This is a genomic window from Clostridium pacaense, assembly GCF_020709765.2.
Lineage (GTDB): Bacteria > Bacillota > Clostridia > Lachnospirales > Lachnospiraceae > Enterocloster > Enterocloster hominis.
Map to the genome: position 1 here is coordinate 1 of NZ_JAJFEB020000087.1, position 345 is coordinate 345.

The 345-nt window shown below is 54.8% G+C and carries 1 protein-coding gene; it reads right to left on the reverse strand.

Annotated elements, in window-relative coordinates:
• Positions 1-345, reverse strand: a 345-nt coding sequence (locus tag LK536_RS58585; RefSeq protein ID WP_506092312.1) for a hypothetical protein, incomplete at both ends; no start/stop codon positions are given.

The following is a 345-nucleotide window of genomic DNA, read 5'->3' on the forward strand; positions in this document are numbered from 1 at the left end:
CGGGCAGCACCTGGGTCTCCCCTCTCCTTCCCCTTTCTCTTCTCTCCCCCCCCCTTTTCTCCCTCTCCCCTTCCCCCCTCTTCTTTCCTTCCCCCCTCTCCCCCCCCCTCCTTTTCCTTTTCCCTTCCTCCTCCCTTCCCCTTTCCCCTTCCCTTTTCTCCCTTCCCTTTTTCTTTCTTTCCCCCTTCCTTTTTTCTCTTCTCTCCTTCCTTCTTCCCCCCTCCTTTTCTTCCCCCCTTCCCCTTCCTTTTTCCTTTTTCCTTCCCTCTCCCCTTCCTTCTTCCCTCTCTCCCCCTTTTCCTCCCCCTTCTCTCTTTCCCTCCTCTTTTTCTCTTTTTCTTTCTC